We start from the raw sequence: 25,181 nt of genomic DNA, 5'->3' as shown, positions 1-25,181 counted from the left end.
AGCCGAGGAGGCACCTCGTGACGATCCAGATCGGTCCGCCGCCGCCGTTCGACCCGGAGCTCGCCGCCGCGCTCGACGTGATCGGTGCCCAGCTGCCCAGTTCCGTCACCGCCGACATGATCGGGCCGATGCGGGCCGGGGCCATCCCGGCCCCGCCCGACCTCACGCGCGACGGGTCGTTCACCGTGACCCGCCGCGCGGTGCCCGGCCCGGCCGGGGATCCCGACGTCGAACTGCTGATCCTGGCGCCGGCCGGGGCCACCGGCGCGCTGCCGGGGATCTTCCACATCCACGGCGGCGGCATGATCATCGGGGACAACACGACCGGGGTCGAGCTGCTGCAGGACTGGGCCGCCGAGATCCCGTCGGTGATCGTCTCGGTCGAGTACCGGCTGGCGCCCGAGCATCCGCACCCGGCGCCGGTCGAGGACTGCTACGCCGGGCTCGTGTGGACCGCGGCGCACGCCGGGGACCTCGGCATCGACGGGTCGCGCCTGATCGTGGCCGGGGCCAGCGCCGGTGGCGGGCTGGCCGCGGCGGTGGCGCTGCTGGCCCGCGACCGGGGTGGGCCGGAACTGGCCGGGCAGATGCTGCTCTGCCCGATGCTCGACGACCGCAACGACACCCCGTCGACGCTGCAGATGGCCGGGCGCGGGGTGTGGGACCGGACAGCCAACGACACCGGGTGGACGGCGCTGCTCGGTGCGGCCCGGGGTGGGCCGGACGTGTCGCCGTATGCGGCCCCGGCCCGGGCGACCGACCTGTCCGGGCTGCCGCCGACGTTCGTCGACGTCGGGTCGGCCGAGACGTTCCGGGACGAGGACGTGGCCTACGTGACCCGGATCTGGCAGGCCGGCGGGCAGGCCGAGCTGCACGTGTGGCCGGGCGGTTTCCACGGCTTCGACCTGCTCGCACCGCAGGCCGCGATCTCGCAGGAGGCCCGGGCGGCCCGGGTCCGCTGGCTGCGGCGCCTGCTCGGCGCGTAGCGCAACGCCCGGCGCCCGTCACCCGGCACGCCGGGCCGCCGCCTTCGCCTGCTCGGCGCGTAGCCCGGAGGCCGGGTGACGGGAGAGGATGTCTCCGTGAGGGATCTCGCCGCCCGGCTCACCGCGCTCGACCCCGACGCCGGGGCCGCGCTGCAGGTCATCGCCTACTTCGATCGTCTGACCGAAGGCCGCGCCGGCCTGCAGGCCATCGTCCGTGGTGCGGCCGTCCTGGCCGGCTGCCCGGCCCGCCTGGCCGACGAGCAGCGGCGCATTCACCTGCGGGTTCACCCCGACGGTACGGACACCGGCGCCGAGTCGGCCGACCCGGCGTGGATGTCGGTCGCGGTCGCCGACGGCGCCGTCCTGTGGCTGGAGCGCCCCGGCCCGCCCGGCCCGGTCGACGCGATGATCCTGGAACGGGCGGCCGGCGCCGCCCGCACGGTTCTCGACCGGACCCGTGCGCACCCGCCGCCGGCCGACCCCGCGCTGCTGGAGCTGGTTCTGGACGCGGACGCGCCGGAACCGGCCCGGCTCCAGGCGGCGGCCCGGTTGGGGATCAAACCCCATGCGCGCGTACGGGCAGCCGCCCGGGCCGACGGCAGCGCCCACCTGATGACCGAGACCGATCCCCCGCCCGATCCGCATCCGCGGGCCGGAGTCGGTCCGGCCGGACCGGTCGCCGACCTGCCCGCGTCGTATGCGGCGGCCCGCACCGCCCTGCGCCTCACCGCCGAGGGCACCGAGCGCGATCCCGGCCCCCGGGTCGTCCACGCCGACGAGCTGGGCGGTCTCGCCCTGCTGGCGGCCACGGTCGGCCCGGACACCGCCCCGATCCCGGACGTTCAGGCCCTGACCCGGGTCGCCGCGGCGGCCCCGTGGGCGCTGGCCACGCTGGACGCCGTGGCCGAGTCACCGAGCCTGCGCACGGCGGCCACCGCGCTCCGCGTCCACCACTCGACGCTGCAGGAGCGCCTGTCGCATATCGATCACGTACTCGGATGGGATTTCCGGACTCCGCAGGGTCGCCTCCGGCTGCAGCTGGCGCTGGCCCTGCGCCGCCTGACCCGGAATTAGGCCAGCAGCTCGTCGAGCGTCGGGTTCGCGATCCCGGCGGCCAGCAGGCGCGCGGCGTCGTGATCGCCGGCGTTGCCGAGGGCGGCACTGTGCCGCATCGCCCGCACGGTCATCTCCCGCATCCCGGTCCGCGATGCGAGGCGTCGCAGCGCGCCGACCCAGAGCGGCGTGGTCGGGTGGCCGTGCCGCCGCCCGAGCGAGCATTGGGCGTCGAGGATGTAGGCGTCCAGCCAGACGTACGAGTCGGCCAGCCGGTTCGACCGCCGCCGGGCGTCGGCGAGCAGGTCGAACGCCCGCTCGGTGGCGCCACCGGCCTCGGCGGCCAACGCCAGCGACCGGGCCGAGATCCCCTCCCAGCAGGGGTCACCGAGCTGGCAGGCCCGGGCGAAGGCCTGCTGGAGCACGACCCCGGCCGCAGCCGGTTCGGCCGCGGCCAGGTGCACCTCACCGCGTAGCGCCTGCGGCCAGGGCAGGAAGGCCAGCCAGTGGTCCCGCTCGGCCAGCCGGATCGCCGCCTCGAGGTGCTCGGCGGCCGGTTCGAGAGCGCCGGTGAGCAGGTGCACCCGCCCGAGCATGGACAGCGCGTACGCCTCGGTCCGCCGGTCGGCGCAGGAGCGTGCGAGGCCCGCGGCCTGTTCGAGCAGCCGAGCGGCCGGGCCATAGGCGGCCCGGTCGCTCTCGACCGCGCCCAGGTAGGTCGTGACCCGGGCGGTGATGCCGGCCGAGCCGCCGGCCACGGTGAGCGCGTCGGTCAGCCACCGATGGCTGCGGTCGTAGCGGGCGCGCAGAAAGTCCACGTACCCGATCTCGGCGCGGGCCCGCGCCACCGCCACCGGGTACCCGGCGTCGAGCCCGAGCCGTTCCGCCTCGTAGAGGACGGCCAGCCCTTCCTCGTCCATCCCGCGCAGCGAGTGGACCAGCGCCTCGGCCAGCCGCAGCCGGGCCGTCACCCGCAGCGGCCCGCTCCCGGCCCGATCGGCCAGCCGGACGGCGGTCCGCAGCGAGCGCACCCCGGTCTCCACCACCCCGGCCGCGACCGCCGCCGCCCCCGATTCCAGGATCGCCTCGATGGACGCGTCGTCGGCCGCGACCTCCCGTTGCCGCCGGCCCTCCCCCATGGCCTGCTCGATCGCCCGCCCGGGGGCCACCCCGAGTTCCTTGCGGAACAGCTCGGTGACCGCCGCGAACTGCCGGTCGGCGGCCCGGTCGTCCCCGGCGAGCCGGTACAGCCGGATCACCAGGGCCTGATGGTTCTCGTCGAGCGGGCTCATTCCGGCCGCGCGCTGGGCCAGCCGGCTCGCCCCGTCGAGGTCGTCCGCGGCCAGCCGGCCCAGCGCGGCCTCGTGCAGGATCGCCTCGGCCGCCGCGGCGGTCCGGCGCCGTTCGGAGAGCAGCCACGACTCGAACGCCGGGGCGTCCCGGACGGTGAGGCCTTCGAGCAGGTCGGAGCCGAGGCCGGGCAGGTCGACGGCCGCGGCCCAGGAGCCGTGGGCCAGGACGTCGACGTCGACGACGGCGTCCGGCGGCAACGTCAGCACCACCGGGTCGCCGTCCACGGTGACGCCCAGGCCGCGGCGGATCTCGGCCAGGCCCCAGCGCAGGGCCCGCAGCGGGTCCTCGGCCTCGGCGTACAGCAGGCCGGCGAGCCGGCCCCGGGTCAGCGGGCGTTCGCTGAGGATCAGGCAGGCCAGCAGGGCCCAGCTCTTGCGGCTGCGCATCGGGTCCGCGACCCCGTCGGCCCGCTCGACCCGGGGCGGACCGAGCAGGTGCACGGTGAGTCCCATCGCCGGCCCGGCCCTCCCCTCGATCGCTCAGCCCTGAGCGCTGATCGGGTAGATCTCGTCGGCGACCAGGCCGTGCGCCTTGCGGTGCACGGCGTTGGCCGCTTCCGCGTCCGGTGCGTCGACCAGGCAGAAGATCTTCCCGCCGGCCTCGTCCACCCAGTACTTCAGGTATTCGACCCCGAAGTCGCCCTGGGTGGCCAGGTCGGCCTCGTGGGCGGCGGCGACGTCAGCGGCCAGCAGGCCGTCGCCGACATTGTGGACATCCATGAACAGCGGCATCGTCGTCTCCCGACAGTAGCGGGCCGGGTCGTTCCCGGGCCTCGCGCCCCATCGGACAGCCGGGCCGTTTGACGGGCCGTTTGACGCTCAGCACTCGATGACGTTGACCGCGAGGCCGCCGCGCGACGTCTCCTTGTACTTGATCTTCATGTCGGCGCCGGTCTCCTTCATGGTCTTGATGACCTTGTCCAGGGAGACGTGGTGTTTCCCGTCGCCGCGCAGCGCCATCTTGGCCGCGGTGACCGCCTTGACCGCGGCCATCCCGTTGCGTTCGATGCACGGGATCTGCACCAGGCCGCCGACCGGGTCGCAGGTCAGGCCCAGGTTGTGTTCCATGCCGATCTCGGCCGCGTTCTCCACCTGCTCGGGTGTGCCGCCCAGGACCTCGGCGAGCCCGGCCGCGGCCATCGCGCAGGCCGAGCCGACCTCGCCCTGGCAGCCGACCTCGGCGCCCGAGATCGACGCGTTCTCCTTGAACAGCAGCCCGATCGCGCCCGCGGCGAGCAGGAACCGGACCACGCCGTCGTCGGAGAAGCCGGGCACGAACGCCCGGCAGTAGCTGAGCACGGCCGGGATGATGCCCGCGGCGCCGTTGGTGGGCGCGGTCACCACGCGACCTCCGGCCGCGTTCTGCTCGTTGACCGCCATCGCATACGCGGTGAGCCACTCCATCGCGTGCGGACCGGGATCGCCGGCCGCCCGCAGCTGACGGGCCGTGGCCGCGGCCCGCCGGCGCACCTTCAGGCCGCCGGGCAGGACCCCTTCGGCGTCGAGACCCGCGGCGACACATTCGTCCATCACGCGCCAGATGCCGAGCAGGCCCTGCTTCACGTCGGCCGCCGGGCGCCACGCGGTCTCGTTCGCCAGCATCAGCCGGGAGATCGACAGCCCGGTCGCGCGGGTGAGGTCGAGCAGTTCGGCGCCGGTGCTGAAGGGGTGGGGCAACGGCGTGTCGTCCGTACGCAATCGGGATGTTCCTTCGTCGACGACGAAGCCGCCGCCGACCGAGAAGTACTTCTTGGCCAGCAGTTCGGCGCCGTCGCCGTCGAGGGCCGTGAAGATCATCCCGTTGGGGTGTTCGGGCAGCGCCCGGCGGCGGTGCAGGACGACGTCGACCGGCACGACCCGGCCCGACGGCAGCACGATCTTGCCGTCGGCCGGCGGGTCCAGGGACGTGTCGACCGTCTCCGGGTCCTCGCCCATCAGCCCGAGCAGCACGGCCCGGGGCGTGCCGTGGCCGTGCCCGGTGGCGCCCAGCGAGCCGAACAGTTCCGCGCGCACGCTCACCACCCGGTCGTCGAGGTGGCGGGTGAACAGCCGGGCGGCGCGCATCGGGCCCACGGTGTGTGAGCTGGACGGGCCGATGCCGACCGAGAACAGGTCGAAGACGGAGACGGCCATGATCATCAATTCCTTACCGGGGGCGCTGGTAGAACGGGAGTGGAACGATCTCGACGTCTTCACGCTTGCCACGAACATCGACCGCCAGGCGGCCGGGGTCCAGATTTTTCGTGACATATGCGAGAGCGATCGGGTGTCCGAGCGTCGGTGACGGCGCCCCGCTGGTCACCTCGCCGACCTTCTCCCCCGTTGCCGCGTCGACCACGTCATACCCGGCCCGCGGCGACCGACGCCCCCGGGTGACCAGTCCCACCAGTTCGACCGCCGGTTCGGCCGCCCGCAGCGCGGCGGCGCCGACGAAGTCCCGCTTGTCGAGCGCGACGATCCGGCCCAGCCCGGCGTCGAACGGCGTGGTGCGGATGCTCAGCTCGTGGCCGTACAGCGGCATCCCGGCCTCCAGGCGCAGCGTGTCCCGGCAGGCCAGCCCGGCCGGGACCGCGCCCGCCGCGGACGCCCACTCCCAGATCGCGGCCGCGTCCTGGTTGGCGCAGTAGATCTCGAACCCGTCCTCGCCGGTGTATCCGGTCCGGGCCAGCAGCACGTCCTTACCCGCGACGACCGACGGCTGGATCGCGTAGTACTTCAGGTCCGGATACTCGCCGACGATCGACACCGCCTCCGGGCCCTGGACCGCGATCAGCGCCCGGTCCAGGGCCGTGACGGCCACCGCGAAACCACCCGAGTGCTCGCCCAGCATCGCCCGCACGACCGGCGCGTTGGCGGCGTTGGCGACCACCAGGAACCGGTCGGCGGCGAGCCGGTAGACGACCAGGTCGTCGAGCACACCGCCGGTGGTGTGGCACAGCATCGTGTACTTGGCCCGCCCCGGCTTGACCGCCGACAGCTTCCCGACCAGGGCGTGGTCCAGGAACGCGGCGGCCTCGGCGCCGGACACCTCGATCTGGCCCATGTGCCCGAGATCGAAGAGACCGGCCGATTTGCGGACGGCGTGATGCTCGGCCACATCACTGCCGTACCGCAGCGGCATCTCCCACCCGGCGAACCCGGTGAAGGCGGCGCCGAGCCGCTGGTGGACGTCGAAGAGCGCGGTGCGTCGCAAAAGAGACTCCTGGGGTCGGGGTCTCCCTCGCTCTGTCATCTCTGCCTGAGAGGTTCACCGCCGTTGGGCGGCTTGCACCGTGGGCGCAGCGCCGGAGCGCTGACTTTCCAGAGTCGCCTGACCGCTGCGGTGCGGGGCCTGAGAGATTCTGAGGGAGAAGTTGCTCCTTCGGCGTCCTCGCCAGGTCGCGAGGACTCTCCCGCAGCGGTCGTTGCGGCGAAGTCTTCAGTTTGTCGGATCGGACCCTATCAGCCGGCGCTCTCCTTCTCACCGGCCTGGGCCAGGCGTTCCAGCGCGGGCAGGGCGCGCACGACGGCGTCCTGGTCGTCCGCGTCGAGGCCCTCGAAGAGCCGGTCGAGGGTCGCCGCGTAGTGCGACAGCGTCCGGGCGACCAGATCGCGGCCGTCCTGGGTGACCTCGACCAGGACGCCGCGCCCGTCGGTGGGGTCGGGCACGCGCCGGACCAGGGCGGCCTTCTCCATCCGGCCGACCAGCTGCGTCATGCCGGGCTGGGACGCCCGGGTCAGCCGGGCCAGCTCGGTGACCCGGGCCGGGCCCTCGTCGGAGAGCCGGCGCAGCACGGACAACGCCACCGAACTCGGGTTGTCCGGGCCCTCCAACTGGCGCAGGAACCGGACCAGCTGAGCGAGCACGGGCAACAACTGTGATCCACGACTCTCGTCGCTCATTTGCATAACCTCATTATGGACCTAGGGTGGAAACCATACAGATCCTTTCGTACGCGGAGGTGTGCCCGTGAGTGCGACTCCCGGTCCATCCTTGTTCAAGCAGCCCCGGGCCGTTTTCGCGGTCGCTTTCGCCTGTGTCGTCAGCTTCATGGGCATCGGCCTGGTCGACCCGATCCTCCCCGCGCTGTCGTCCAAGCTGCACGCCACGCCCAGCCAGGTGAGCCTGCTGTTCACCAGCTATCTGCTGGTCACGGCCGTGGCGATGCTGTTCACCGGCTGGGTCGCCAGCCGCATCGGGGCCAAGCCGACCCTGATCGCCGGCCTCTCGCTGATCGTCGTCTTCTCCGCCCTGGCCGGGCTGTCCGGCTCGATCGACGGCATTGTCGGTTTCCGCGCCGGCTGGGGCCTGGGCAACGCGCTGTTCATCGCCACCAGCCTCGCGGTCATCGTCGCGTCGGCCACCGGCGGCTTCGCCGGCGCGATCGTGCTCTACGAGGCCGCGCTCGGACTCGGCATCGCGGCCGGCCCGCTGGTCGGCGGCTTCCTCGGCAACATCTCCTGGCGCGGCCCGTTCTTCGGCGTCGCCGTCCTGATGGCCATCGCCTTGCTGGCGACGATCACGCTGGTCGAACCGACCCCGAAACCCGCGCGGCCGACGCCGCTCTCGGCACCCCTGAAGGCGTTGCGGCATCGCAGCCTGCTCACCATGGGCATCACCGCACTGCTCTACAACTGGGGTTTCTTCACCATGCTGGGCTACGCGCCGTACCCCATGGAACTCAGCGCCACCCAGCTCGGCCTGGTCTTCTTCGCCTGGGGCCTGCTGCTCGCCTTCTTCTCCATCACCGGTGCGCCCTGGCTGCAGCGCACCTTCGGGACCGCGCCCTCGCTCTACGGCGCGCTCAGCGCGTTCGCCGTCCTGATCCTGCTCATCGGCGTGTTCACCGACAACCGCTGGGCCGTCATCGTCTGCGTGGTCGCATCCGGCATCGTCGCCGGCATCAACAACACGCTCACCACCCAGGCGGTCATGCTGGTCTCCCCCGTCGAACGCCCGGTCGCCTCGGCCGCCTACGGTTTCGTGCGCTTCATCGGCGGCGGCCTCGCCCCCTACGCGGCCGGCAAGATGGTCGACCACGGGAACATCCACGTCCCCTTCGTCGTCGGGGCGGTCGCCGTGCTGCTCGGCGTCCTGGTCCTCACCACCGGCCACAAGCCCCTGGCGGCGGCCGACGCCGCGATGGCCGCCGACCCGCACGGCGCCTCCGACGACGTCGCCGGTGAGGTCGCCGACGAGTTCGGCGGCGCCCCCGACGCCATCAACTTCGAAAAAGAACTCAAAACCTCCTGAAACCCGCTTCCCGTACGGCCATGGCCCGCGCCCGCCCGTCCCACTCCGCGAGCCGCGCCCCGGGCCGGCCCGCGACGCGCCTCCGGCTCCGGCTGGTGCTCAGGGCTGTTTTTGGGCTCGAAAGCAGCCGTGAGCACCAGCTGACGACCGGAGGCGCGGGACGGCGGTGGGTCGGGGCGTGCTCGCGTGGGGGCACGGGCGGGCGGGGGCCATGGCCGTACGGGAAAGGGGGTCTGGTTCTTATGGGCCCAGGTGGAGGAAGGCGGCCCAGGCGCTCGGGCGGGCGCGGTCACGGGTGCGCAGACGGTGGAGGACCTGGTGCAGGGCGAGGGCGGCACCGGCCGCGAGGGGTTCGCCGTCCGGGGCGACAGCTGTGTAGAAGCCACGGGTCACGGCTGCGGCGGCGTCGTCGGGGATGCTCCAGAGGGTGCCGACGACATGGCGCCAACCGGCGTGCTGCATGGCCGCGGCCACGGTGATCGCCTCGTCGGGAGTGCCGGTGCCGCCGGTCGCGGTCCGGCAGGCCGACAGGAACGCCAGCTCGCCGTCGTGGTGCCGGGCGTCGGCCAGGTCGACGACGCTGACCAGGCCGGACGTCTCCCAGTCGTAGGGGACGAGACCGCCGCTGCTCGGGTCGGCCAGGCTCTGCGTGCCGTGGCAGCTGGCGTGGAACCAGCGGTGCCGGGTCAGTTCGGTGAGCAGCGTGGACCGGTCGGCGGCGGCGTCGTCGAGCACGGTGCGTGACTGCGGGGCGATCCGGGCGGTCAGGTGGCGTCGCTCGGCGACCGCGCCCGGCAGGGGGCGCTGGCCGGGGGTCCGGGGCAGGCTCGCGACCAGCATCCGGGCCGGGCGCTGCGAGGCGGCCCGGCGGCGGGCGTGGTCGAGGGCGCGGACGGTCGGCGTGTACGACGACACGACCAGGTCGGGCACGCCGGGACCACCTTCGGACGGGCCGGCGGCGTGGATCGGCAGGGCGGTGAGCAGGCCGGTCGGGCACCACCAGACGCGCGGCCAGTCGCCGCCGGGGGTTTCGGTGTGGCCGAGGTGCCGCAGGACCGGCCCGGCGATCCGCTGCCAGAGCCAGTCGAGCGTGCCGGTGACCGTCGCGTCCCGGTCGGACGGGTTGCCGTCGAGGGCGGTGAGCTGCCGATCCGCGACCTCGGCGACCTCGGTCGCGGTCAGGTCGGGCAGCGCGACGATCTCGACGCCGGCGGCGGTGAGGATCAGGGCGTCGCAGCGCAGGGTGCTGACGTTCAGCAGCACGACCGGGCCGGTGTCGTCCGGCGGCAGCAGCCGCGACACGGCGGGCGGGCGCAGGAACTCTTCCGGGTGGGCCAGTTCGGCGGTCGGGGCCAGGTCGCGCACCTGGCCGACCAGTTCGTCGAAGCGGCGGGCGGCCTGATGCCGGGCGGTGGTGACCTGGGCGCTCTCCAGGATGCGGCGGCAGTCGCTGAGCTCGCCGGCCAGCTCGGCATGGTCCGACTCCAGCGCGGACAGGTCCGTGCGGGTGCCGAGCAGTTGCGCCCAGGAGACCCCGCGGCCCTGTTCCAGCAGCTCCACGGCGAGGCCGGGACGCCCGGCGGCGATCGCGCAGGCGGCCGCGTCCCGGGCCAGGGAGGCGTGCGACCGCAGGCGTTGTTGCTGGTCACGCTGGCCGATGCCGCGCCAGGCGAGCAACGGGAGAAGATCGATGCCGATGATGTACGCGGTGAGCGCGGCCTCCGGCCCGGACGTCTCGACCAGCACGGCGGCTCGGCGCTCGGCCGCGGCCAGGCGCACGCCGGCGGGTGCCTCCTCGGCCGCCGCGACCTTCTCCAGCCCGTCGAGCGCTTCCCGCAGATCCGCATCGGACTCCGAGGTCGCGGCGGCCTCGGCGAGGGGCGGGGTGACCGTGATCGCGGCGGATTCGACGCCGGTCGCGTGGCGGTGCAGGAGCCGCCGGGAGAGGGCGAGGAGACGGCCGGCCGACGCGGGGTTGGCGCCGGTGCCGCCGCCGAAGCCGGTGATGCCCGGCTCGTCCGGCCCGCGGCGCAGGATCCGGGGCGGCTCGCGATGGTCCTTGCTCATCTCGACCAGGTCCCGGTTGAGGCGGTCGAGCATGGCGCTCAGGTGGGGCAGCCATCCGGCCCGGTTCCCGTAGGTGGCCTGGTCGGTCGCGGCGAGAGCCAGCCGGGACGCGTCGATCGCGGCGTCCAGGTCGCCCGGGTCGCCGTCGCGGGCGTGGCGGGAGATCAGTGTCTCGGCCAGCCGGTCGAGATGGTTCGCCAGCTGGGGATCGCCGTTGCGGGCGGCCTGCACGGCCCCGGCCGACGCCTCGATCCCGGCGTCGAGGTCACCGGCCGACCCGGTCAGCTCGTGCCGGACGGCCAGCACCGAGGCGAGCGTGCTCAGGTGAAGCGCCCGGTCGCGATGCCCGGGACCGGCCTCGGTGACGGCCGCCCCGGCCGCGTCCACGGCGTCGTCGATGCGGGCCGGGTCATCGGTGAACACGGCCTGGCGGGCCAGCGCGGTGGCCAGGTTGGTGAGGCGGCCGGGCCGCTGCTTCGGGGCGGCCAGTTCCAGGTTCAGCCGGCACAGGCGGACCTGCTCGGTCAGGTCGCGGCGGTCGCCGAGCCGGGTGAACCGGATCCCGACGGCGATGCCCAGGTTGTTCATGACGATCGTGTACGAGGAGTGGCCGGCCGGGATCTCCGCCAGCAGGTCGGTGAACGTGTCGATCACCCAGTCCAGCGTCCGCGGGTCGTCGACGTCCTCGACCATCTGCAGCAGGCGGGTCGCTCGGTGGGTGCGCCGGGCGGCGTCCAGGCGCGACCTCCACGACCGTCGCCCGTCCGCCATCGCCCGCTCCCCCTGTCGGCTCGTCTACTGTAGATCCGGTGCGGCGTGAGGACACGATGAATATCGAGGATCGCCACGATCTGGCCGACCTGTTGTCCGGCGTGCCGGCCTGGACGCATCCGCCGGCGGCCTGGGACGAGATCGAGCGGGTGCTCGGGCGACTCGGGGCCGGTCTCGGCGGCGACGGCGATCCGATGGCGGCCTGGCGGGAGCTGAGCCGGTTCGCCCCGGCCCGGATCACCGAGGACCCGGAGGATGATCCGGCCGAGTCCGCGCCGCCCACGATCCACGAGGTGGTCACCCGGCTGGTGCGTCAGATCGGTGAGATCCCGGCCGAGGCCGACGAGTCGCCCGCATGACCGAGCCGCTCGAACGGACCGCTCTCGTCTGGCACGTCTTCCTCCACGAGAGCATCGGCGAGGCCCGGCTGCTCGCGCTCTGGGACGAGCTCACCGAAGGGCTGGGCCCGGCGGAGGGCGTGCCGGAGCGGCCGGAGAGGCCGGAGGCTCCGGGCCGGCTGCTGGCCATGCGCCGGGTCGAGGTCACCGGCGGTTTCCGGGCGGCGGCCGTCTACCGGTTGCACGACACCGTCTGCATCAGTTCGGCCCACACGACCGCCGGCACTTCCTGGGCGGGCCTGCAGACCCTGCCCTGGGATGCCGGGACGGTGCCGGACGACCAGGTGATCGGCACGGCCACCGTCCACGTCGGGCACTGGCCGGGCAAGGACGACACCAGGACACCGACGCCGCCGGTGGAGGTGGCCGACCGGGCCTGGGCCGACCGCCGCTCCCGCACCGACGACCGGATCGACTGGTGGGATCTCCCGGCCGGCGACGACCGGGCCCGGCAGCTCCTCGTGATGAGCGCCCGCACCCACGAACCCGACGTCAGCCGCTTCCTCTGGCGGGGCCCGGGCCGGACGCTGCCGTGGCTGACCCGGTACCTGGCCCACGCGGCGCGACTGCGCTACCAGCGGAAACTGCTCGACGACCGCCTGCCCGCGCTGCGCCGCGCGGGCGAGTCGACCACCGAGGCCGCGACGACTCTCGCCCAGTTGCTGGCCGACCAGGCGCTGTCGGCCCGGGACCTGGAGAAGGCCGGGCTCACGCTGACCGACACCCGGGTCGAGCAGGGCGGGCTCATCACGGCCGCGGCCGACGTACGGGACATGGTGGCGTCGGTCCGGGGCACCACCCGCAACCTGGACCTGATGACCGCCTCCGGCGTGATGTCGGAGCCGGGCGGGCCGGTGGACGCGGACCGGGCCGTCGCGGACTGGCTGGCGCAGCAGCTGCGGGTGGAGGCCGCCTACCTGGACTCGGCCCGGCTCAAGGCCGACGAGCTGAGCCGGCTGGCCGGGGAGGCGGTGAGCGTCCAGCGGCATCGGCGGCAGGAGTTCCAGACGCTGCTGCAGACCGCGATCCTCGGCGGGCTGCTGATGGCCCTGACCGCGGTGCAGAGTCTGGGATATCGGATTCCGGTCCCGGACTGGTCGATCCCGAGGATCATCGTGGCGGTGACCGCGGTGGCGGTGCTGCTGCCGGTCGCGCTCGCCTCCTGGCAGTGGTTGCAGCGGCGGCGCAGCCGCCGGGAGCACGACGCCCGGCGCCGCGGCCACGGCCCCGGGTGACGGGGGTGGTGCGGTCGGGGCGGCTTCATGGCCGTACGGGAAAGGGCAGCAAGGTCTCCCGAAGCGGACCGGGCCCTCAGTTTCCTCCCGCACCGGCCGAATTGCCCTGAGGAAGGACTCTTCGGCGCGGAAGGCGTGTGGTCGGGATGGGTACCGGGGTCACCGCCAGGCTGGCCGACCTGCGGGTCGGGGTCAAGATCTACGCCGTGGTGGCCTGCGGCGTGATCGTCGCCGCGATCATCGGCGGGCTCGGCATGAGCCGTCTCAGCGGGCTCAACGACGACATCAAGGCGATGAAGGCCAAGCACGTCGACAGCAGCCTGCAGCTGAGCACGCTGCGGGGTGCGATGGCCGAGGGCGCGTCGGCCATGTTCGGCTGGGCGGTCGTGCCGGTGGCGCAGAAGCCGGCCCAGCGCGACGCGATCACGACCGCGGACGAGCACACGACCGCCGCGATCCAGAAGTATCAGCAGCTGGCCACCGGTTCGGCGGCTCGGGAGGCGGCGGCCAAGGACGTGGCCGACACGTTCGCCTACTTCCAGCAGCTGCGGAACTATGCGTTGTTCCAGGAGGCGCCCGCGGCCGGGGTGCAGATGCCGGCCGCCGATCAGGTGTCGGCGGTCTGGATCAAGACGCAGACGCAGCTCACCACGTCGACCGAGAACCTGCAGGACACCGAGAACGCGGAGTCGACGGCGATCGCCGCGGCGTCCGAGAAGTCGTACCACAACGCCCGCAACCAGATGATCATCTATCTGGTCGCCGGGGTGCTGCTGGCGGTGATCCTGGCCGCCGTGGTGACCCGGATGATCACCCGGCAGCTGGCCAGCGTCTCGGCCGCCCTGGCGGCGGTCGCCGGCGGTGACCTGACCGTCGCGGCCCAGGTGCACGCCCGCGACGAGCTCGGCGGCATGGCGGTGGCCGTGAACACCGCCCGGGACGGCCTGCGCAGCATGGTGAGCCGGCTGACGCTCAACTCGGAGTCGCTGGGCGCCAGCACCGAACGGCTCGGCCGGGCCGCCGAGCGCATCGCGTCGTCCGCGCAGGAGGCCGCGGCCCAGGCCGACGTGGTCGCCACCGCGGCCGGTGACGTGTCGATCAACGTGCAGACCGTGGCCGCCGGCAGCGAGGAGATGGGGGCGTCGATCCGGGAGATCGCGTCCAACGCGGCCGAGGCGGCGCGGGTGGCCAGCGAGGCGGTCGGGGTGGCCGACACCGCCAACACCACGGTCTCCAAGCTGGGCGACTCCAGCGCGGAGATCGGCAGCGTGGTCAAGGCGATCACGGCCATCGCCGAGCAGACCAACCTGCTGGCCCTGAACGCGACGATCGAGGCGGCTCGCGCCGGGGAGATGGGCAAGGGCTTCGCCGTGGTCGCCAGCGAGGTCAAGGACCTGGCCCAGGAGACCGCGCGGGCGACCGAGGACATCGCCCGGCGGGTCGAGGCGATCCAGGACGACACCACCAACGCCGTGGCCGCGATCGCGCAGATCTCCGACATCATCGCGCGGATCAACGACTACCAGACGACCATCGCGTCGGCCGTCGAGGAGCAGACCGCCACCACCGGGGAGATGAGCCGCAGCGTCGGCGACGCCGCCCAGGGCACCACGCAGATCGCCGGGAACATCGGCGGGGTCGCGGCCGCCGCCCAGAACACCACGGCCGCGCTGGCCGAGGCGACCGACACCGCGATCGAGCTGGCCGGGATCGCCACCGAGCTCAAGCAGGTCGCGGCGCAGTTCCGGGTGTGATCGCCCGGTAGTCTCGCCGCCGTGGATCTTCTCGGGCGGCGGCCGGAACAGGAAACTCTCGACGGGCTGCTCCGGGCCGTACGCGGTGGGCAGAGCCGGGCCCTGGTGCTGCGCGGCGAGGCCGGCTGCGGCAAGACCGCGCTGCTCGACCACCTCGTCGGGCAGGCCGGCTTCGCCCGGGTGCTGCGCGCGTCCGGGGTCGAGTCCGAGTCCGAGATGGCGTACTCGGCGTTGCAGCAGCTCTGCGCGCCCCTGCTGGAACACCTGGACGTGCTCGCCGAGCCGCAGCGGGCGGCCCTGAGCACGGCGTTCGGGCTGGCCGCGGGGCCCGCGCCGGAACGGCTGCTGGTCGGGCTGGCCGTGCTCGGGCTGTTCGCCGAGGCCGCCCGCGCCCGGCCGCTGGTCTGCGTGGTCGACGACGCGCAGTGGGTCGACGACGCGTCCGCCCTGATCCTGGGCTTCGTGGCACGGCGGCTGTCGGCCGAGTCGGTGGCGCTGGTCTTCGCCGCGCGCGACTCGGAGCGGCTCGCCGCGCTGCCGGAGCTGCCGGTCGCCGGGCTGCCGCACGCCGAGGCCCGGGCCCTGCTGGACTCGGTGCTGACCGGGCCGGTGGACACGCACGTCCGGGACCGGATCGTGGCCGAGACCCGGGGCAACCCGCTCGCCCTGCGCGAGCTGCCCCGGGGTCTGTCCCCGGCCGAGCTGGCCTTCGGGTTCGGTACGGCCGGCGCGACGCCCCTGACCGGCCGGGTCGAGGACGGGTTCCAGCGGCGGATCGCCGCGCTGCCGCCACCGGCCCGTACGGTCCTGCTGGCCGCCGCGGTCGAGCCGGTCGGCAACCCGGCGCTGCTGTGGCGGGCCCTGCAACGGCTGGGCCTGGGCCCGGACGCGGCGGCGCCCGCCGAGGCCGACCGGCTCATCGAGTTCGGCGCGCGGGTCCGGTTCCTGCACCCGCTGGTGCGTTCGGCCGCGTGGCGGGCCGGGCCGGCCGCCGAGCTGCGGCAGGTGCACGCGGCCCTGGCCGAGGTGACCGACCCGGCCACCGACCCGGACCGGCGGGCCTGGCATCGGGCGCACGCCACCGCCGGCACGGACGCGCAGGTCGCGGCCGAGCTGGAGAACTCGGCCGGCCGGGCGCTGGCCCGGGGCGGCTGGGCGGCGGCGGCCGCGTTCCTGGAACGGGCGGCCGAGCTGACCCCGGATGCGGCCCGGCGCGGCGAACTGCTGGTGTCGGCGGCCACGGCCCGCGCCGACGCGGGCGCGTACGCGCTGGTCCCCCGCATCCTCGCGGCGGCCGAGCTGACCCCGATGGCCCCGGTGGCGCGGGCCCGAGCCGAGAGCCTGCGGGCCCGGGTCACGTTCATGCTGCACCACGGCCGGGCGGCCGGCCCACCGCTGCTGGCCGCGGCCCGGCGGCTGCGCACGCTGGATCCGGTCGCGGCCCGGGACACGTTCCTGATGGCGGTCGGCGCGGCGTTCTGGGCCGGCCGGTTCGGCGGGGACGACCTGCGGGTGGCCGCGTCCGCCGCTCGTGAGGGCGCGCCGCCCGGCGAGGACTTCCCCGACCTGATGCTGGCCGGGTTCGTGTCGTGGGTGCTCGACGGGCGTACGGCCGCGGTGCCCGCGCTCGGCCGCGCGCTCGACGCGATGGGCTCGGCCACCGACTTCCAGCACGTCTGGCTGGCCGCGGCCGCCGCCCACGACCTGTTCCGGCTGGACCTGGCGCACCGGATGACCGAACGCGCGATCCATCTGGCCCGGGCCAGCGGCGCCCTCGCCCTGCTGCCGAACGCGCTGACCATCCACGCGCACAGCCTGATCGACGAGGGCCGGCTGACCGAGGCGGCCGACCTGCTGACCGAGGTGGACACGGTCATCCGGGAGACCGGCGCCACCGTGTACCAGCTGTCGCATCTGCTGCTGGCCGCGCACCGCGGGCCCGAGCCGGAGGTGCGGGAGCTGTTCGAGGAGAAGCTGCGGGACGCGGCGGCGCGCGGGGACGGGCGGCTGCACACCGTGACCCGGCGGGCCCAGGCGATCCTGGGCAACGGGCTGGGCGATTTCGCGGCGGCGGCCGACGCGGCCGAGGACGCCTGCGCGTACGGCGAGATGGCCCTCGGCGTGTGGTGCCTGCGCGAGCTGGTCGAGGCCGCCGTCCGGGGCGGCCGGCCGGAGCTGGCGCGCGACGCCCGGGCCCGGCTGGCCGAACGCACCGCGGCCACGCCCACCCGCAGTTCCCGCGGTTTCCAGGCCGTCGCCGACGCCCTGGCCGGGCCGCCCGCCGAGGCCGAGGCGCGTTTCCGCGAGGCCGTCGAGCTGCTCGCGATCGCCGAGACGGCGACCATGGGGCATCGGGCCCGCCTGCTGTACGGCGAGTGGCTGCGCGAGCAGGGCCGCCTGCCCGAGGCGCGCGTCGAGCTGAAGGCGGCCCACGACGCGTTCGCCGGCATGGGTGCGACGTTCTTCGCCGCGCGGGCCGCGCGTGAGCTGGCCGCCGCCGGGGAACGTGTCGCCGCACCGGCCGCCGCCGGTGAGGTCGGGCTGACCAGCCAGGAGGCGGCGATCGCCCAGCTCGCGGTCACCGGCCGGACCACCTCGGAGATCGCCACGGCGCTGTTCCTGAGCCCGCGCACGGTCGAGTGGCATCTCGGCAAGGTCTACGCCAAGCTCGGCATCAACTCCCGCCGCGAGCTCGCGCGCACGCTGCCGGCCCGCTGACTCAGCCCGCGCGGGCCAGTCGGTAGGCGCCCTTGCCCGCGCATTTCGCCTCGTACATGGCCTGGTCGGCGGCGTGCAGCAGGGCGGCCGGCGAGTCACCGTCGGCGCTCCGGGCGATGCCGACGCTGGCCCGCACCCGCACCGGTTCCCCACCGGGCAGCACGCACGGTTCGGCGGCGGCCCGCACGATCCGCCCGGCCACGACGGCCGGGTCGTCCCGGTCGAGCAGCACCGCGAACTCGTCGCCGCCGAGGCGGGCGACCACCGCGTCCGGGCCGGCGGCCTCACGCAGGCGGCCGGCGATCTCGGCCAGCACCGCGTCCCCGGCGGCGTGGCCGTACGCGTCGTTCACCGGTTTGAAGTCGTCGAGGTCGATGAGCAGCACGGCGACGTCGTCGCGGTACGTCTCGTCGAGGCGTTCCATGAAGTGGGCCCGGTTACTGAGCCCGGTGAGGCTGTCGGTGAACGCCATCGTGTGCAGCCGGGCGGCCAGCGCGTCGCGTTCCTCGAGGAGTTCGGCGTTGGCGACGAACGCGGTGAGCTGCCGGGCGACGACGATGCCGGTGCTGACGGTCACCCCGGCCACGGCGACCCAGGCCCGCAGCGACAGTCCCTCGATCAGCAGGGTCCCGATGAGCAGCCCGAAACAGGCGGTCAGGGCCACGTACGGCAGGAGGCTGAACCGGCGGTCCCGGATCCGGTCGGGTACGGCGTCGGCCGACCGGAACTGCGACCACACGGCCAGCATGAGCAGCACGTGCGAGGTGACGGTCAGCGCGAAGATCACCCCGGGGTGTCCGTCGCGGACCAGTTCCGGGCCGAGCGCGCGGGCGAGCCCCTCGACAGCGGCCGCGAACGGCCCGACCACGCCGATGTGCCAGCGGAAGGGCGCCCCGCCGCTGAGGTAGAGCCGCCCGACGGCGAACGCGGTGAGCATCGCCACGACCGGCCCGGCCGCCACCGTGACCAGGTCGCCGGTGCCCACCGTGCTGGACACGGTCCAGCTCAGGCCGCACGCCCCGGCCGTGGTGACCACGGTGGCCAGGTCGTACAGGTAGCAGAGCCGTTCGCGGGCCGACCGGTGCGGGATCGGATAGGTCAGCACGACGCCGACCACGATCAGGCAGCCCAGCACCAGGGCGATCGTGCGCGCCAGCCCGGTGCCGGTGAGCGACGCCACCGACAGCGGGTGGGCCACGGCGGTGACGATCTGCGCCCACTCGCCGGAGGCGAAGACGGCCGCGGCGATCCCCAGGGTCTTCCAGAACCGGCGGCGCGGGTCGGCCCGGGCCATCCGCCCGGCCGCGCGGAAGCCGTAGTACGACATCAGCGTCGCGCAGGCGCCGACCACCACCCAGCAGATGATCACCTGGGTGTGCAGCATGCCGGGGACCAGCAGGTACCAGCCGGACAGCAGGACGGCCAGGGCGAGGGCGCCGACCGGCAGCGCGGTGTCGCCAGGGCGGGCCGTCATCACCCCGGTGACTTCGGCCGCCCCCGCTCCGGCTTGAGGGATCCGGGCAGCCGGATCGTGAACGTGCTGCCCCGGCCCACGACGCTGGCCGCGTCCAGGGTGCCGCCGTGGGCCTCGGTCAGTTTGCGGGCGATGGCCAGCCCGAGGCCGCTGCCGCCGGTGGCGCGGCTGCGCGACTCGTCGGCCCGCCAGAACCGGTCGAACACGCGGGGCAGGTTCTCCGGCGCGATGCCGGCGCCGGTGTCGCGGACCTCGATGACGGGCCCGGCGGCGGCCAGGGTGACCGAACCACCGGCCGGGGTGTGGCGGATCCCGTTGGCCACCAGGTTGCCCACCACCTGCCGCAACCGGACCGGGTCGGCCTCGACCACCGGATTCGCGTCGACCTCGATCCGCAGATCGACCCCGGCCGCCTGCGCCGGCGCGCGATGGCTCTCCGCCACCTGACCAAGAACATCGCGGACGTACGTCGGTTCCGCGTGCACCCGCAACGTGCCCGCGTCGGCCGCCGCGAGGTCGGTCAGGTCGTCGATGATGTGCTGCAGCAGCACCGCCTCGTCGTGCAACAGGTCGAGCAGTTGCCCGTCGGTCGGCGCCAGGTCGTCCTGGGCCGCTTCGAGCCAGCTGCGGATGTTGGTCAGCGGTGTCCGCATTTCGTGGGCGACGTCGCTGACCATGGCCCGGCGCTGTGCCTCGGCCCGGTCGCGGCGTTCGGTGGAGTCGTTGAGCGCGCGGGCCAGCCGGCCGATCTCGTCGCGGGTGGACACCGGGACCGGCCGGTGCCCGTCGGCGGCGTCGGTGAGCGCCCTCAGCGGCCGGACCAGGCGGTAGCCGACCAGGACGGTGATCAGGATGGTGGCCAGCAGCACCCCGCCGGTGACGGTGACGATCCGGATCGTGTTGGCCCGCGAGAGCGTGAACCGGGTCTGGTCGGCGCCGGCCCGCGGGTCGGTGACGAACAGCAGGGCGGGCGGGGCGACGTACGGCTGCAGGAGGGTCCGCCGGGCCTTCTCGACGCAGCCGCGGACGCGGGCGTCGGTGATCGGCGCGACCGGTTTGACCGCCTGTTCGGAGTCGGTGCTGGTGTAGTAGGCGGTGAAGTCCGGCCACACGCCCAGATGCAGCTTCGCGGTCAGGCCGGCGCAGCGGGCGGCCAGCCGGCCGACCTGGCCGAGCGGCTCCAGCTCGCTCTTGGTGATCGTGTAGGTCAGCTCGGAGACGCACCCGCTGGTGCTGCCGGTCGGATCAAAACCGGTCACGGCCAGGGCCGGGCGGCCGCTCGGCTGGTGTACGACCTTGGCGTCCGAGCCGAGCTTGCGCACGCAGCCGACCGCGTCGGCGGCGATCTTGTCGAGGACGTTCCGGTCGGCCGCCGCGATCCGGAAGGGGCCGGTCGCGCGGGCGTCGATCCGCACGTTTCCGCCGGTCAGGCCGGTGTCCACGGTGAGCGGGTCGACGGTGGCCGAGGGCCGGGCGGCGGCCAGGGACGGCCCGGGACCGGAGTCGGCCAGCACCGTCCGGTCGACGGTCATCAGGGTGATCCGCCGGTTCAGCTCGGCCGCCCGGGCCTGGATCAGCGCCGGGGCGCCGGACCAGTCGGCGTGCGTGGCCGCGTAGCCGAGCAGCATGTCGTAGACGCCCTTGTCCTCGGTCAGCGACCGGCCCTGCTCCTGCGAGATGGCCCGGGTGGCGGTGCTCGCGGCCAGCCAGGCCGTCGCCACGATGGCCGCGATCGCGATCAGCACGGACGTGACCAGCAGCCGCGTGACCAGGCTGTGCCGCACCCGGACGCGACTCACGCGGGTCCCGCGGCGATCTTGTAGCCCACGCCGTAGACGGTGATCAGCTGCGCCGGCCGTTGCGGGTCCGACTCGATCTTCCGGCGGAGATTCATCACGTGTACGTCGATGGTCCGTTCCGTCGAGCTGCGGTCGATCCCCCGGGTGTGGTGCAGCAGCTGGGCCCGGGTGAACACGCGGTCGGGCTGCTCGGACATGGCGGCCAGGATCGCGAACTCGCCGCGCGTGCACTCCACCTCGACGCCGTCCACGGTGATGTGGCGTCCGGCCAGGTCGACGCCGATGCGGCCGATGCGGCGCACGTCGGGCCGGGTCTCGCCGCGCGGCGCCCGGCGCAGCAGCGTGCGCACCCGGGCCATCAGCTCCCGCGGCGAGTACGGCTTGGTCAGGTAGTCGTCGGCGCCCAGTTCCAGGCCGAGCAGCAGGTCGTCCTCGCCGGTGCGTGCGGTGAGCATCAGCACCAGCAGGTCGGACTCCTGCCGCAGGGTCCGGCACACGTGCAGACCGTCCAGGCCGGGCATCATCACGTCGAGCACCAGCAGGTCGGGCCGCCACCGCCGGGCCTCGTCGAGCGCGGCCCGCCCGTCGTGCACGACCAGCGCGTCGTGACCGTCGGCGACCAGGTATCGCCGGATCACCTCGGCCTGCCGGGGGTCGTCGTCGGCGACCAGGACCTTCGCACACATGGCGGCGATGATAGGTGGGGTGCGCCCGGGAGCGGCGAACTTCCCTCGATACCTGACAGCTTTCTAACGATCTCCGGCCACGCTCGTCGCCATGCACTTGAAGGCTGACGCCCCGACCGAAGTCATCGCTCTTCCACCGCGCCGCCGGGGGTGGGTGAAAGGCCTGGTCATAGCCGTGATCCTGGTCGTCGCGGCCGGCGGCACGGCGGTCGTGGTGATCCGCCACCGTGGCACGGCTCAGCCGGTGGCTCAGGAGAGCGCCCAGGTCGAGACCGTGACGCTGGAACGGCGGAACCTGTCGACGACCAAGAAACTGGACGGCAGCATCGGGTTCGGGACGGCCCGGCCGCTCGACGGGCACAACGCGGGAACGGTGACGTGGCTACCAGCGGTCGGGGCGACGATCAAGCGCGGACAGCAGCTGTTCCGGGCCGACGACAAGCCGGTGCCGCTGTTCTACGGGTCGATGCCGCTGTACCGCGCGATCACCGGCGCCGACCTGGCCGGTCGCGACGTCAGGATCATCGCCGACAACCTGAAGGCGCTCGGCTACCACGTCGGGGCGCGTCCCAAGGCAGCCAAGGACGGCGAGAGCGTCCTGACGCCCGACCTGGTCAAGGCGATCAAGAAGTGGCAGGAGCACACCGGGCTCCCGCCGACCGGGGCGATCGCCGTCGGTGACGTGGAGGTGCTGGCCGGGGCGGTCCGGGTCGACACGATCGCCGTGCAGCCCGGTTCCCCGGCGAACGTCCCGCTGATGTCGGTCACCCCGACCCGCAAGGTGATCACCGTCGCCGCGGCGCTGGAGCAGGCCGGGGCGCTGCGGCAGGGCGACAAGGTCACCGTGACCCTGCCGGACGACCGTACCGTCAAAGCCCGGATCCTCGCCGTCGGCCGCGCTCTGGCCACAGCGGACGGCGAGACCGAACCGAAGCTGACGGTCTCGGTCACGGTCGACGACCCGAAGACGATCGACCGGCTCGACGCGGGCGACGTCGCCGTCAACATCACCGGCCGGACCGCGAAGAACGTCCTGGCCGCGCCGATCGAGGCGCTCGTCGCGCTGAGCGAGGGCGGCTACGCGGTCCAGGGCCCGGCCGGGCTGATCGCGGTGAAGACCGGTCTGTTCGCCGACGGGTTCGTCGAACTCACCGGCGACGGGCTGACCGAGGGCATGACCGTGGTGGTGGCGTCGTGACGACGGTGCCGGTCCTGTCCGTACGCAATGCGGGAATGTCCTATCCGGGTGGCGTCAACGCTCTGACCGGGGTGAACCTGGACATCGCCCGCGGCGAACTGGTGGCCGTGGTCGGCCCGTCCGGCTCCGGGAAGTCGACCCTGCTCAACATCATCGGCACCCTGGACCGCCCGACCACCGGCACGGTCCTGATCAACGGCCGGGACGTGGCCACGCTGAGCGACCGCCGACTCTCGGCGCTGCGGGCCCACGAGATCGGTTTCGTCTTCCAGCAGTTCCACCTGAGCGACGGCCTGACCGCGACCGAGAACGTCGCCACCGGGCTGCTCTACGCCGGGGTCCCCCGCCGCCACCGCCGCCCGCGGGCCCTGGAATCCCTGGCCCGGGTCGGTCTGAGCCACCGCGCCGGCCACCGCCCGCAGGAACTCTCGGGCGGCGAACGTCAACGCGTGGCCATCGCCCGCGCCCTGGTCAACCGCCCGTCGCTGATCCTGGCCGACGAGCCGACCGGCGCCCTGGACACCGCCAACGGCCAGGCCGTGCTCGCACTGCTCCGACGTCTCAACGAGGAGGGCAGCACCATCGCCCTGATCACCCACGACCGCGACATCGCGGCGTCGCTGCCCCGCCGGATCGAGATCCGCGACGGGCGGCTGGTCCGATGAGCCCCCTCGACCTGCTCGACCTGGGCCTGATCGGCCTGCGGACCCGGCCCGCCCGCGCCGCGCTGTCGGCGCTGGGCATCGCGATCGGCATCGCCACGATGATCGTCGTCACCGGCATCCCCGCCTCCAGCCAGGCCGCCCTGGTCGCCCGGCTGAGCGCGCTGGGCACCAACACCCTGCAGGCGGTGGCCCTGCCCGACCTGAACCCGCCGGCGCCGCTCCCGGAGTCCGCGGTCGAGATGGTCCGCCGGATCGGCCCGGTGACGGCCGGGAGCGCGGTCGCCAACACCCATTCCCCGGTACGTCGTAACGACCGTCTCGAAGCGGGCAACGGTTCCGGACTGACCACCCTGGCCGCCCGTCTCGACCTGCTCCCCACGATCAACGCGCGCGTCCGGGCCGGCCGGTGGCTGACCCCGGCCACCGAGAACTTCCCGGCCGTCGTCCTCGGTTCGGTCGCGGCCGACCGGCTCGGCGTCACCGACCTGCCGCCCGGCGCCCCGGCCCCGCGGATCATGATCGCCGACCGCGGGTTCACCGTCGTCGGCATCCTGGCCACCACCCCGCTGACCCCCGACATCGACCGGTCGGTGCTGGTCGGCTGGCCGGTCGCCCGGTCCGAGCTCGGCTTCGACGGGCATCCCACGGTCCTGTACGTGCAGGCCGACGAGGACCGGATCGAGGACGTACGCGGGGTGCTGGCCGAGACGATCTCCCCCGAGCGGCCGGGCGCGGTCATGGTCACCCGTCCGTCCGACGCCCTGGCGGCCAAACGCGCCACCGAGAGCAGCTTCTCGGTGCTGTTCCTGGCCCTGGCCGGGGTGGCGCTGGTCATCGGCGGCATCGGGGTGGCCAACACGATGGTCGTCTCGGTCCTGGAACGCCGCTCGGAGATCGGCCTGCGCCGCGCGCTGGGCGCCACCCGCGGGCAGATCCGGGGCCAGTTCCTGACCGAGTCGGTGGTGCTGGCCGCCGCCGGTGGGGTGCTCGGCACCGCCCTGGGCGTAGCCGCCACGGTCGGGTACGCGAGCTGGCAACGATGGCCCCTCGTGCTCCCGGCGCAGTCAGCGGCGCTGGGAGTCGGCGGGGCCATCGTCATCGGCGTGCTGGCCGGGGTCTACCCGTGCGTCCGTGCGGCCCGGCTGACCCCGACGCGGGCCCTGGCCGGCGTGTGACTACTTCTTGTGCTGGGCGGCGGTGCTGCGTTCGCAGCCGGGGATCAGGTCCATGCCCAACGAGATGGACTTCGGGTCGTTGTCGTCGCCGCCCAGCGCGATGCTGATGCCGTCGTCGCTGACCTCGACGTACTTGACGCCTTTGCCTTTCAGGCACTTGACGACGTCCCGGGCGAAGTCCTTCGCGTCGGGGTTGGCCGGGTCCTTCTCCCACGGCGGGAGCGGGAAGTACTGCGGTTCGCAGATCCGGTTGGCCTCGTCGAACTTGGCCTGCTGCTGCTCCGAGGCCGGCTTGGCGACCGCGCCCTTGGCCAGGTCCGACTTCGAGACGCCGCCGTGCTCGGCCATGCACTTGTTGTAGGGCGCGAGCATGGCCAGGTACTCGTCCGACGTGGTGTCCAGGCGCTCCCGCGGTCGCTGCGACTGCGGTGACGCCGCCGACGACGGTGCGGCCGCCGACGGGCTGACCAGGGTCGCCACCTCGGGGGCGGCGCTCTCCGGGGGCGAGCTGCACGCGGACAGGGCGAGCACGGCCACCACCAGCACTGACGTTCTGCGCATCAAATCTTCTCCTCGTCGCGTTACGGGTCGAGGAGGAAGCCTTCCGAGCAGTCGTT

At 73.8% G+C, this 25,181-nt stretch carries 20 protein-coding genes and 2 riboswitches; of the genes, 10 read left to right on the top strand and 10 right to left on the bottom strand.

The features are described 5' to 3' along the window. Positions 1-17: 17 nt before the first annotated feature. Both ACSHV8_RS14935 and ACSHV8_RS14930 read left to right on the top strand, forming a co-directional pair. Entirely contained in the window at positions 18-986 is a 969-nt protein-coding gene (locus tag ACSHV8_RS14935) for an alpha/beta hydrolase (RefSeq protein WP_436533392.1), read from the top strand. A gap of 96 nt (positions 987-1,082) precedes the next feature. After that, positions 1,083-2,060, top strand: a complete 978-nt coding sequence (locus tag ACSHV8_RS14930) for a helix-turn-helix domain-containing protein (RefSeq protein ID WP_436533390.1) — start codon at positions 1,083-1,085, stop codon at positions 2,058-2,060. Here the strand turns inward: ACSHV8_RS14930 and ACSHV8_RS14925 are convergent. From ACSHV8_RS14925 to ACSHV8_RS14905, 5 genes are all read right to left on the bottom strand, one after another. Next, positions 2,057-3,844, bottom strand: coding sequence for a BTAD domain-containing putative transcriptional regulator (locus ACSHV8_RS14925; protein WP_436533388.1), 1,788 nt, complete (start codon positions 3,842-3,844; stop codon positions 2,057-2,059). The two genes, ACSHV8_RS14930 and ACSHV8_RS14925, sit on opposite strands and share 4 nt — an antisense overlap. A gap of 27 nt (positions 3,845-3,871) precedes the next feature. Then, positions 3,872-4,123, bottom strand: coding sequence for a DUF4242 domain-containing protein (locus ACSHV8_RS14920; RefSeq protein ID WP_436533386.1), 252 nt, complete (start codon positions 4,121-4,123; stop codon positions 3,872-3,874). An 87-nt stretch (positions 4,124-4,210) separates the two neighbouring features. After that, positions 4,211-5,524 (bottom strand): L-serine ammonia-lyase, encoded by a 1,314-nt coding sequence (locus tag ACSHV8_RS14915; RefSeq protein ID WP_436533384.1) that lies wholly within the window; start codon positions 5,522-5,524, stop codon positions 4,211-4,213. Between the two features lie 13 nt (positions 5,525-5,537). Then, positions 5,538-6,584 carry a glycine cleavage system aminomethyltransferase GcvT gene (gene gcvT / locus ACSHV8_RS14910; protein WP_436533382.1) on the bottom strand — a complete coding sequence of 349 codons (1,047 nt, stop codon included), beginning with the start codon at positions 6,582-6,584 and terminating at the stop codon, positions 5,538-5,540. A 30-nt stretch (positions 6,585-6,614) separates the two neighbouring features. After that, a riboswitch (glycine riboswitch) is annotated at positions 6,615-6,697 on the bottom strand. 4 nt (positions 6,698-6,701) lie between these two features. Continuing rightward, positions 6,702-6,796, bottom strand: a riboswitch (glycine riboswitch). 36 nt (positions 6,797-6,832) lie between these two features. Beyond that, the gene (locus ACSHV8_RS14905; RefSeq protein ID WP_436533380.1) at positions 6,833-7,273 is read right to left on the bottom strand and encodes a MarR family winged helix-turn-helix transcriptional regulator; all 441 of its coding nucleotides are present in this window, start codon (positions 7,271-7,273) and stop codon (positions 6,833-6,835) included. A 67-nt stretch (positions 7,274-7,340) separates the two neighbouring features. Here ACSHV8_RS14905 and ACSHV8_RS14900 point away from each other — a divergent pair, with 67 nt between their 5' ends. Continuing rightward, positions 7,341-8,624, top strand: coding sequence for an MFS transporter (locus tag ACSHV8_RS14900; protein ID WP_436533378.1), 1,284 nt, complete (start codon positions 7,341-7,343; stop codon positions 8,622-8,624). 240 nt (positions 8,625-8,864) lie between these two features. Here ACSHV8_RS14900 and ACSHV8_RS14895 read toward each other — a convergent pair whose 3' ends face one another. Further along, positions 8,865-11,462, bottom strand: coding sequence for a CHAT domain-containing protein (locus tag ACSHV8_RS14895; RefSeq protein ID WP_436533376.1), 2,598 nt, complete (start codon positions 11,460-11,462; stop codon positions 8,865-8,867). Between the two features lie 38 nt (positions 11,463-11,500). On the opposite strand from ACSHV8_RS14895, the gene ACSHV8_RS14890 reads away from it, so the two are divergent. From ACSHV8_RS14890 to ACSHV8_RS14875, 4 genes are all read left to right on the top strand, one after another. Continuing rightward, on the top strand, positions 11,501-11,821 hold the full coding sequence (locus tag ACSHV8_RS14890; RefSeq protein WP_436533374.1) for a CATRA system-associated protein: 321 nt from the start codon (positions 11,501-11,503) through the stop codon (positions 11,819-11,821). Then, positions 11,818-13,095, top strand: coding sequence for a CATRA conflict system CASPASE/TPR repeat-associated protein (locus tag ACSHV8_RS14885; protein WP_436533372.1), 1,278 nt, complete (start codon positions 11,818-11,820; stop codon positions 13,093-13,095). The genes ACSHV8_RS14890 and ACSHV8_RS14885 overlap by 4 nt, the downstream gene beginning before the upstream one ends. Before the next feature lie 146 nt (positions 13,096-13,241). Next, on the top strand, positions 13,242-14,849 hold the full coding sequence (locus ACSHV8_RS14880; RefSeq protein WP_436533370.1) for a methyl-accepting chemotaxis protein: 1,608 nt from the start codon (positions 13,242-13,244) through the stop codon (positions 14,847-14,849). Between the two features lie 21 nt (positions 14,850-14,870). Next, positions 14,871-17,567: an ATP-binding protein gene (locus tag ACSHV8_RS14875; RefSeq protein WP_436533368.1), complete on the top strand. Its 2,697-nt coding sequence runs from the start codon at positions 14,871-14,873 to the stop codon at positions 17,565-17,567. A 1-nt stretch (position 17,568) separates the two neighbouring features. Here ACSHV8_RS14875 and ACSHV8_RS14870 read toward each other — a convergent pair whose 3' ends face one another. The 3 genes from ACSHV8_RS14870 to ACSHV8_RS14860 are packed head-to-tail and all read right to left on the bottom strand — an operon-like array spanning position 17,569 to position 21,526. Next, the gene (locus tag ACSHV8_RS14870) at positions 17,569-19,041 is read right to left on the bottom strand and encodes a diguanylate cyclase domain-containing protein (protein ID WP_436533366.1); all 1,473 of its coding nucleotides are present in this window, start codon (positions 19,039-19,041) and stop codon (positions 17,569-17,571) included. After that, positions 19,041-20,840, bottom strand: a complete 1,800-nt coding sequence (locus ACSHV8_RS14865; RefSeq protein ID WP_436533364.1) for a sensor histidine kinase — start codon at positions 20,838-20,840, stop codon at positions 19,041-19,043. Before ACSHV8_RS14865 ends, ACSHV8_RS14870 begins: the two co-directional genes overlap by 1 nt. Beyond that, positions 20,837-21,526: a response regulator transcription factor gene (locus ACSHV8_RS14860; protein WP_436533362.1), complete on the bottom strand. Its 690-nt coding sequence runs from the start codon at positions 21,524-21,526 to the stop codon at positions 20,837-20,839. The genes ACSHV8_RS14865 and ACSHV8_RS14860 overlap by 4 nt, the downstream gene beginning before the upstream one ends. Positions 21,527-21,617: 91 nt before the next feature. On the opposite strand from ACSHV8_RS14860, the gene ACSHV8_RS14855 reads away from it, so the two are divergent. The 3 genes from ACSHV8_RS14855 to ACSHV8_RS14845 are packed head-to-tail and all read left to right on the top strand — an operon-like array spanning position 21,618 to position 24,564. Next, on the top strand, positions 21,618-22,724 hold the full coding sequence (locus tag ACSHV8_RS14855) for an HlyD family efflux transporter periplasmic adaptor subunit (protein ID WP_436533360.1): 1,107 nt from the start codon (positions 21,618-21,620) through the stop codon (positions 22,722-22,724). A gap of 35 nt (positions 22,725-22,759) precedes the next feature. Then, complete coding sequence (locus tag ACSHV8_RS14850) at positions 22,760-23,389, top strand: ABC transporter ATP-binding protein (protein WP_436536772.1); 630 nt, start codon at positions 22,760-22,762, stop codon at positions 23,387-23,389. Next, the gene (locus ACSHV8_RS14845) at positions 23,386-24,564 is read left to right on the top strand and encodes an ABC transporter permease (protein WP_436533358.1); all 1,179 of its coding nucleotides are present in this window, start codon (positions 23,386-23,388) and stop codon (positions 24,562-24,564) included. The genes ACSHV8_RS14850 and ACSHV8_RS14845 overlap by 4 nt, the downstream gene beginning before the upstream one ends. Here the strand turns inward: ACSHV8_RS14845 and ACSHV8_RS14840 are convergent, their stop codons facing one another. Next, positions 24,565-25,125: a hypothetical protein gene (locus ACSHV8_RS14840; protein ID WP_436533356.1), complete on the bottom strand. Its 561-nt coding sequence runs from the start codon at positions 25,123-25,125 to the stop codon at positions 24,565-24,567. Positions 25,126-25,181 lie beyond the last annotated feature (56 nt).

This window comes from Actinoplanes sp. HUAS TT8 (assembly GCF_051380535.1).
Lineage (GTDB): Bacteria > Actinomycetota > Actinomycetes > Mycobacteriales > Micromonosporaceae > Actinoplanes.
The sequence above is the reverse complement of the archived record's forward strand: the minus strand, read 5'-3'. Positions and strand labels throughout refer to the sequence as shown.

Excerpts from the sequence above, each read along its gene's own strand:
- ACSHV8_RS14870 (WP_436533366.1), bottom strand. The coding sequence starts at position 19,041 with ATGACGGCCCGCCCTGGCGACACCGCGCTGCCGGTCGGCGCCCTCGCC.
- ACSHV8_RS14920 (WP_436533386.1), bottom strand. The coding sequence starts at position 4,123 with ATGCCGCTGTTCATGGATGTCCACAATGTCGGCGACGGCCTGCTGGCC.
- ACSHV8_RS14895 (WP_436533376.1), bottom strand. The coding sequence starts at position 11,462 with ATGGCGGACGGGCGACGGTCGTGGAGGTCGCGCCTGGACGCCGCCCGG.
- ACSHV8_RS14880 (WP_436533370.1), top strand. The coding sequence starts at position 13,242 with ATGGGTACCGGGGTCACCGCCAGGCTGGCCGACCTGCGGGTCGGGGTC.
- ACSHV8_RS14840 (WP_436533356.1), bottom strand. The coding sequence starts at position 25,125 with ATGCGCAGAACGTCAGTGCTGGTGGTGGCCGTGCTCGCCCTGTCCGCG.
- ACSHV8_RS14855 (WP_436533360.1), top strand. The coding sequence starts at position 21,618 with ATGCACTTGAAGGCTGACGCCCCGACCGAAGTCATCGCTCTTCCACCG.
- ACSHV8_RS14915 (WP_436533384.1), bottom strand. The coding sequence starts at position 5,524 with ATGGCCGTCTCCGTCTTCGACCTGTTCTCGGTCGGCATCGGCCCGTCC.
- ACSHV8_RS14905 (WP_436533380.1), bottom strand. The coding sequence starts at position 7,273 with ATGAGCGACGAGAGTCGTGGATCACAGTTGTTGCCCGTGCTCGCTCAG.
- ACSHV8_RS14885 (WP_436533372.1), top strand. The coding sequence starts at position 11,818 with ATGACCGAGCCGCTCGAACGGACCGCTCTCGTCTGGCACGTCTTCCTC.
- ACSHV8_RS14845 (WP_436533358.1), top strand. The coding sequence starts at position 23,386 with ATGAGCCCCCTCGACCTGCTCGACCTGGGCCTGATCGGCCTGCGGACC.
- ACSHV8_RS14850 (WP_436536772.1), top strand. The coding sequence starts at position 22,760 with ATGTCCTATCCGGGTGGCGTCAACGCTCTGACCGGGGTGAACCTGGAC.
- ACSHV8_RS14860 (WP_436533362.1), bottom strand. The coding sequence starts at position 21,526 with ATGTGTGCGAAGGTCCTGGTCGCCGACGACGACCCCCGGCAGGCCGAG.
- ACSHV8_RS14925 (WP_436533388.1), bottom strand. The coding sequence starts at position 3,844 with ATGGGACTCACCGTGCACCTGCTCGGTCCGCCCCGGGTCGAGCGGGCC.